Raw genomic sequence first — 6,733 nt, 5'->3', positions numbered from 1 at the left:
GAATTGCTTCCTGTTCTTGAACCAATCGCTCAAGGTGGTAAATCTTTATTAATTATCTCTGAAGAAGTTGAAGGTGAAGCTTTGGCAACTTTAGTGGTAAACAAATTAAGAGGTTCTCTTAAAATTGCTGCTGTAAAAGCTCCGGGATTCGGAGACAGAAGAAAAGCAATGTTGGAAGATATCGCAATCCTTACAGGTGGAACAGTAATCTCTGAAGAGCAAGGTTTCACAATGGAAAATATCACGATCGATATGTTGGGAACTGCTGAGAAAGTAACCATCGACAAAGACAACACGACTGTTGTAAACGGTGGTGGTGAAGAAAGCAAAATCAAAGGAAGAGTTTCTCAGATCAAAGCTCAGATGGAAACAACTACTTCTGATTACGACAGAGAAAAACTACAGGAGAGATTGGCAAAATTAGCCGGTGGTGTTGCCGTACTTTACGTAGGTGCAGCTTCTGAAGTTGAAATGAAGGAGAAAAAAGACAGAGTTGACGATGCACTTCACGCTACAAGAGCAGCTGTTGAAGAAGGTATCGTTGCAGGTGGTGGTGTTGCTTTGGTAAGAGCGATCTCAGCTTTGGAAAACCTTACAGGAATTAATTCTGACGAAACTACAGGGATCAAAATCGTAAAAAGAGCAATCGAAGAGCCATTGAGACAAATCGTTGCTAACGCAGGAGGTGAAGGTTCTGTAATCGTTGCTAAAGTTGCTGAAGGAAGCGGAGATTTCGGTTACAATGCTAAAACTGACGAGTATGTCAACATGCTTGAAGCAGGGATCATCGACCCTACAAAAGTAACAAGAGTTGCTCTTGAAAATGCAGCTTCTGTTTCTGGAATGCTTCTTACAACTGAATGTGTTATCACTGAAGTGAAGAGCGCAGAACCAGCTATGCCAATGGGTGGTGGAATGCCAGGAATGATGTAGCAGCGTGTCGCTGAGACAATTTAATATATTAACCGTTCTGCTTTTGTGGAACGGTTTTGTATATTCCAATACTTTTTTTATAAATACTGAAAGCACAGCAAAAATTTTTTAAATAGAATTATTTTACTATTATTGAAAAAGAAAGTGATATAACTATAAAGCAAACTATATGTCTTTTACCAAAATAACTCTTAATCAAATTTTAGAAGCTCAAAATAAAATACATGAAGAATCATTAGATAAAAATGATTTAACAGATCTTTTAAATATTATAGATTCAACAATTTACATCCAAGAAAAAATAAATGATAAGAGTTTAGATGTCGCTCCCATTCTAAATGAGATTGTTTCAGATGTAATCTCTGTTATTTCTACAGCACTACAAGGTCATTACAGACTAGCAACATCCGGTTTAAGAAATCTTTTAGAAATCTCTTGTAGTGCAATTTTCTATTTAGATCATCCAATAGAATACAAATTGTACAGAGATTTTGATTTAAAAGCTGACAAGTATGTATCAACTTTGGTTAATGAATACTACTTTTTTAAAACAATATATATTAAAACATTTTATCCAAATATTGATACTCTTCAAAAAGAGATAGATTCATGCAGTTTATATCTTAATAAAACATATGCAAAACTTTGCGATGTTGTACACGGAAGATATTTAACACTTACTAAAACGGATGAGTTAAAAATTGAATATAATCAAATACAGTTTTCAAAATTTAAAACGATGTTAGAATACACAATAGGTTCATTATTTCTCATGTATACTCTCAAGTTTAATGATTTTTCGAATCAAAATATTATGAAAATTGTAGATAAAACTAATACTTTAAAAAAATGAGTGATTCTTTAGGTAATTACATTTTAGATAGAACGGAAAGTTTAGATGATTCATTAATTTCTAAATATTTTGTAGAAAGAGATAATTCTAAAATTCTAAGATTATTGGACAATGAACAGTATTTGTTAGAGGGAAGCCGAGGCGTTGGCAAAACGATGTTGATGAAAGCCTCAATGTTAAAATCACAAAAAGACTTTGGTAAAAATTCCATTTTACCAGTTTGGGTCAGTTTTGAAGAGTCAATTCGAATCGAAAGGATTTCGATAATAAATAGCTCGATCGACCCTTTTCTTCAATGGACGATGGGTAAAATTTTATATGAAACTTTAAACAAGCTAGTTCAAATAAAGCCAAATACAATTGATAATCTCAATAAAAAACTATCAACTATATTTAATACTTCCATCAGTAACCAATTTGATAAATATATTGATATATTAAATAACTATATTGATATTCTTGAAAAAGGAGACTTAGATAATAATACACTATTGTCAAAACATTCACCTTCATTAGAATTATTAAAAATACTTGATAATCCACAATCATTCAAAGATTTTTTAATTGAAATCATAGAAAACTGTAATCTTACTAGAATTATTTTTCTATTTGATGAGGCAGCTCATGTTTTTTCCTATTCTCAACAAGAAAAGTTTTTTACATTTTTTAAAACATTGCGTGATCCAAAAATCGCATGTAAAGCCGCAGTTTATCCCGGAATAACAAATTATGGTAAATACTTTGAAAGAGGTCAGGATGCAAAGGAGCTTAAAGTACAATGGTCACCATTAGATGATGATGACGTTAAATATATTGAAAGGATTATTAAGATTAGATTAAAGGAGTACGATCCAAAATATTGGGATAAATTAAGTTCAAATCAAGATGTATTAAAGACTTTATGTATTTGTAGTAATGGTAATCCTAGATTTGCATTTCATATTATAGACGAACTCGAAAATAATAAGGCATTCAAAGGAAATTCCATATCGTCACAAGTTTTAATAAATTCAATACGAAGTGTATTCAATATAAAATGGAAAGAATTTGAAACTCTTAAACATAGATTAATTAAGTATGAAAAATACATTGAAGAAGCAGAATTGTTTATTAAACAAACTGTTCTTCCTAATCTAAGATTATGGAATGATAAACAAAGAAAAAATCAATCAAAACTCTCTATCGGCTTTTATATTACCACAGACGCATATGAAAAATTAGAGAAAATTTTTTCCGTTCTATCATATTCCAATATTATTAATGTTGATTACAGTAAAAAAAGCGTCGGTCATCACAAGTATTCATATTATGTAACATTAAATCCAAGTCTTCTATTTACTGACTTAATTATAAAAGATATAACCGAACTCAAAAACACTTCGGTAGCAATTGAAAATAATCAATCCTACTCTGAGGCATCACCCAGTATCAAGGAATTGGTAGAAAATGTTTCAGATATTATATACATTGAATGTTCAAATAAAAATTGTGATTTTAAAACTACGGATGAGAATTTCAAATTTTGTCCCAAATGCGGTAATAAAATTGAAATTAAAGAAGAAGAATCATTATATAAAATATTACGAAGTCATACAATAGATAACTTAAAAATCTCACGGAAAATTATTACTAGACTTAAGAAAAAGTTTAAAAATATTGGAGAGATATATGATAGTAATTTGGATGACATTAGAATGCCATACATCCAAGATGTCAGAATCACAGTTATAAAAAATGCAGCGCTTGAATACATGGCTGGGTAGCATTTCACCCCGGAAATACAATATTGATTTACAATCAATTAAATCTAAAAAACCGCTCAACATAGAGCGGTTTTTCATTTCAAAACAAACTCAACATCGCAGATTTCCAATCCATCACTTTTCCCTATCTTTAAAACCAAATCCCACCACCATTGAAAACAAAAGCATTCCTCATTTCACTTTTCGGTTTATATTTAGCCAATGCACAAACCCTAAATTTTAAACATCTTTCGGATATGTCTATGCGCAGAGGAGCTGTAACCAGTGCCATTGCAGGTGACAATATTTATGTGAGCAATGGGTATAAAGATTCGGATGGCAATGCTACTATTATTGAGAAGTACAGTATTAAAGATAACCGTTGGAGTGTAATCAATTCTACTTTGGTTCCTAAAAGATTTGCCAATTCGGAGACTTACGGTAATAAAATTTATATTTTTAACGGTTGGGGAAACAGCAATCTTGAAATTATAGACCTTGAAACGCATAAAAAAACGAAGGGAGCTGTTAATCATGCCTACACTGGAAATGCAGGTTCTGCCATTTATAACGGAAGAATTTATACGTTCGGAGGAAGCGGGTTAAACAATGCTGCAACTACTGTATTTTCTGATAGATTCCAATATTACGACATTGCTTCAGACACATGGCATCCGTTGCCGAATATGCCAACAGCCAGAGAAGCAAGGGGCAAAATTGTGAATGATAAGCTTTATGTTATTGGTGGTTTTAACGGGACCTCATCCCGTCTGGTGAATGTTTACGATCTCAACAAAAATATGTGGACAGAGCAATATACGATGCCCGCTGCAATATCCGGTCACTCATTGGCGGTGTCCGGTCATAAGATTTTTATTGCAGGCGGTTACAACAATCAAAATTTTCTGGCCTATTTTGATACAGAAACCAACAAATTACATAAGTTAAAATCCAATATGATTCCCAGACGACACGCAGCTGCGGAAATATATAACAATAAATTATACATCATGGGTGGAAGTACAGCATCCTCAACCAAATCAGCTCTTAAAAGCATTCAGGTTGCAGATATTAGCGAAGAAGTACTTTCAGCTAAATAAGCGAATGAAGATGTATCCGCTGTCGCAGATTTGAAATCCGTGACCATTATAATATAAATTAATGTAATTTTATATTGGAACGATGTAATTTTATATTATAGTAATGTAGATTAATATTCTTTCTTTGCAAAACAAATTTTGGAAGCCTTTTTACACTTATTTGAGGATAAAGATGTTTCAGATTAATTGTTTTTTGAAATATTTCTTTATAGAATTTGGTAATTGTCGCAATCATCACTTTTTGATAAGACGATCCAACATTTTTCTTATCTACAAGCCAAATAATAAAATCTTCTAATTGGCTTTGAGTGATATCTTCTGGTGGATATTTTTTCGACAACTTGAGAAAATAAGACAAGTGAAAACTATAAGTTTTAATACTGCTTTCCAAATAACACTAAAGGCACAATGTTGTAGCAGATGTTTCGAGATAATTTTGTTCATTCAAGTATTGCGTTTATCCAATGATAAATAAAATTGATTCACTGATTTACAGATAAATGATAAAAAACAAAACAGCATTTGCGCAATAGTATATAGTTTATATTAGCGCAATGCGTAAATTTGGGTGTTATAGGCAAGCATAGAACGACATTACCCAATGACAACTTCGAAAGATATACAAAAGGAATTTTATTAAGACATATTTGAAACCGACACTAAAAGAACACGGTTATAAAACTAGCGGACAAACTTGGTGGAAAAGTATGGGTGACTTTTTTATCATTATCAACTTACAAAATTCGCAATGGAACAGCAAAGAAGAACTAAGTTTTTGCTTAAATATTGGTGTAGCATTGACAGAAAAGCTAGCAGATAAAGAAAAAAAGAAAGTTACTCATTTTGATATAGCAACACCGGTTCGAGAAGACGCTTACTTGACGGAAGAACGACGACAAATTAAAAAAGAAAAAGGTGGTTGGCTTGGTTATAAAATTACTGACACCACAAATATAAATGACTTTATTATTGACTTTAAAATTGACTTAGAAGAAAACATTCTAGAACAACTTGACCAATTAAAGACAATTAAAGACTGCGTGTTGTTTTATGAAAAGTTTGACTTTTGGGGTACAAACTTAAAACAACAAATAGAGGAATGCGGATTGAAAATAAATTGAAAAAATACCTGCCTATAACAAGGGTTTTGCGATAGTGAGGCGAAACTGCAAAGTTCAACAGTTGTTCTTCGGTTCAACATTTGTGGAAAATTGAAGTTTTGTGCTTCAATTGCCGCAACAATCGCAAAGCCCTGAAACGTTATCTGCAATATTTTCCAAAATTATGTTTAAAATGAAAAATTAAATTATTCTCAATTTCAACAATGATATTTTTATTGTATGGATGTGATTTTGGAAAAAATAAGTGGAGAATCGACAGTTTATTTGTTCAAAAAATTGAAGGAAGTTCAAAAGTAATTTATAATTTTAGTGCCTGGGGTGGACTTGACTCAAATCCACACGGTTTTATTATTTTAGATTCTACAGAAACCTTTAAAGTTGAAGTGAAAAACATTCTGCCAATTTATCAATTATCAGAAATTCCTAATAAAATGAGTATTGAAGGAATAACACACGATTGTTACGGGACTTGTGGAGAACCTTATTATAAAAGTTCTATAATTTATAAGCCAATGAAAATTGATGTTACGAATGAAAAAGATATTAATTTAACAACAAGAATCTACCAATATAAGGGTTATTCTGAAAGTTCAAGTAGTGGCAGATTTCAATTTGATAAATTTAAAGAAACCGAAGACAGTCTATATTTTTACAATTTAAATGATATTGAAAGTATGGAAGAATACCATTTAGATGAGCTTAAAATTAAAAAAGGAGAAATCTATTTATATTTAAATAAGAAAAATCAAATAGATAAAATAATTGCAAATACAGTTGAGTTACATCCCAAAACGAAATCAATCGTGAAAATTTCTAATTTTACTTTAACACCTAAATATAATTTGAGAAATGAAGATTTATCTCAACGTGGAATATTCCGAGAGATTAAACTCACTGAATAATACTGCAGATCACAARGGTTTTGCAACAGTGGCTAAACTGCAAAGTTCACAGTTATTCTTCGGTTCAACTTTTGTACAAAAT

Annotated in this window: 7 protein-coding genes; 6 read left to right on the top strand and 1 reads right to left on the bottom strand. The window is 31.5% G+C overall.

Going from position 1 to position 6,733, the window contains the following annotated elements:
* The 4 genes from groEL to AB4Y90_RS13920 form a co-directional block, all read left to right on the top strand.
* Window positions 1–933: chaperonin GroEL (groEL, locus tag AB4Y90_RS13935; RefSeq protein WP_441558158.1), on the top strand; the 933-nt coding region annotated here is incomplete at its 5' end.
* A gap of 169 nt (window positions 934–1,102) precedes the next feature.
* Entirely contained in the window at window positions 1,103–1,786 is a 684-nt protein-coding gene (locus AB4Y90_RS13930; protein WP_441558157.1) for a hypothetical protein, read from the top strand.
* Window positions 1,783–3,549, top strand: a complete 1,767-nt coding sequence (locus AB4Y90_RS13925) for an ORC-CDC6 family AAA ATPase (RefSeq protein WP_441558156.1) — start codon at window positions 1,783–1,785, stop codon at window positions 3,547–3,549. Before AB4Y90_RS13930 ends, AB4Y90_RS13925 begins: the two co-directional genes overlap by 4 nt.
* A 152-nt stretch (window positions 3,550–3,701) precedes the next feature.
* Window positions 3,702–4,628, top strand: coding sequence for a Kelch repeat-containing protein (locus AB4Y90_RS13920; RefSeq protein WP_441558155.1), 927 nt, complete (start codon window positions 3,702–3,704; stop codon window positions 4,626–4,628).
* A 58-nt stretch (window positions 4,629–4,686) separates the two neighbouring features.
* Here the strand turns inward: AB4Y90_RS13920 and AB4Y90_RS13915 are convergent, their stop codons facing one another.
* Window positions 4,687–5,019 (bottom strand): phage integrase N-terminal SAM-like domain-containing protein, encoded by a 333-nt coding sequence (locus AB4Y90_RS13915; RefSeq protein ID WP_441558154.1) that lies wholly within the window; start codon window positions 5,017–5,019, stop codon window positions 4,687–4,689.
* A gap of 256 nt (window positions 5,020–5,275) precedes the next feature.
* Here AB4Y90_RS13915 and AB4Y90_RS13910 point away from each other — a divergent pair, with 256 nt between their 5' ends.
* Together AB4Y90_RS13910 and AB4Y90_RS13905 are read left to right on the top strand one after the other, a co-directional pair.
* Entirely contained in the window at window positions 5,276–5,749 is a 474-nt protein-coding gene (locus tag AB4Y90_RS13910) for a DUF4304 domain-containing protein (protein WP_441558153.1), read from the top strand.
* 203 nt (window positions 5,750–5,952) lie between these two features.
* The gene (locus AB4Y90_RS13905) at window positions 5,953–6,651 is read left to right on the top strand and encodes a hypothetical protein (protein ID WP_441558152.1); all 699 of its coding nucleotides are present in this window, start codon (window positions 5,953–5,955) and stop codon (window positions 6,649–6,651) included.
* The last annotated feature ends 82 nt before the right edge of the window (window positions 6,652–6,733 follow it).

It is taken from the genome of Chryseobacterium sp. 2TAF14 (assembly GCF_052115105.1).
Lineage (GTDB): Bacteria > Bacteroidota > Bacteroidia > Flavobacteriales > Weeksellaceae > Chryseobacterium.
Note: the sequence above shows the minus strand (reverse complement) of the source record. Positions and strands in the feature narration are given on the sequence as shown.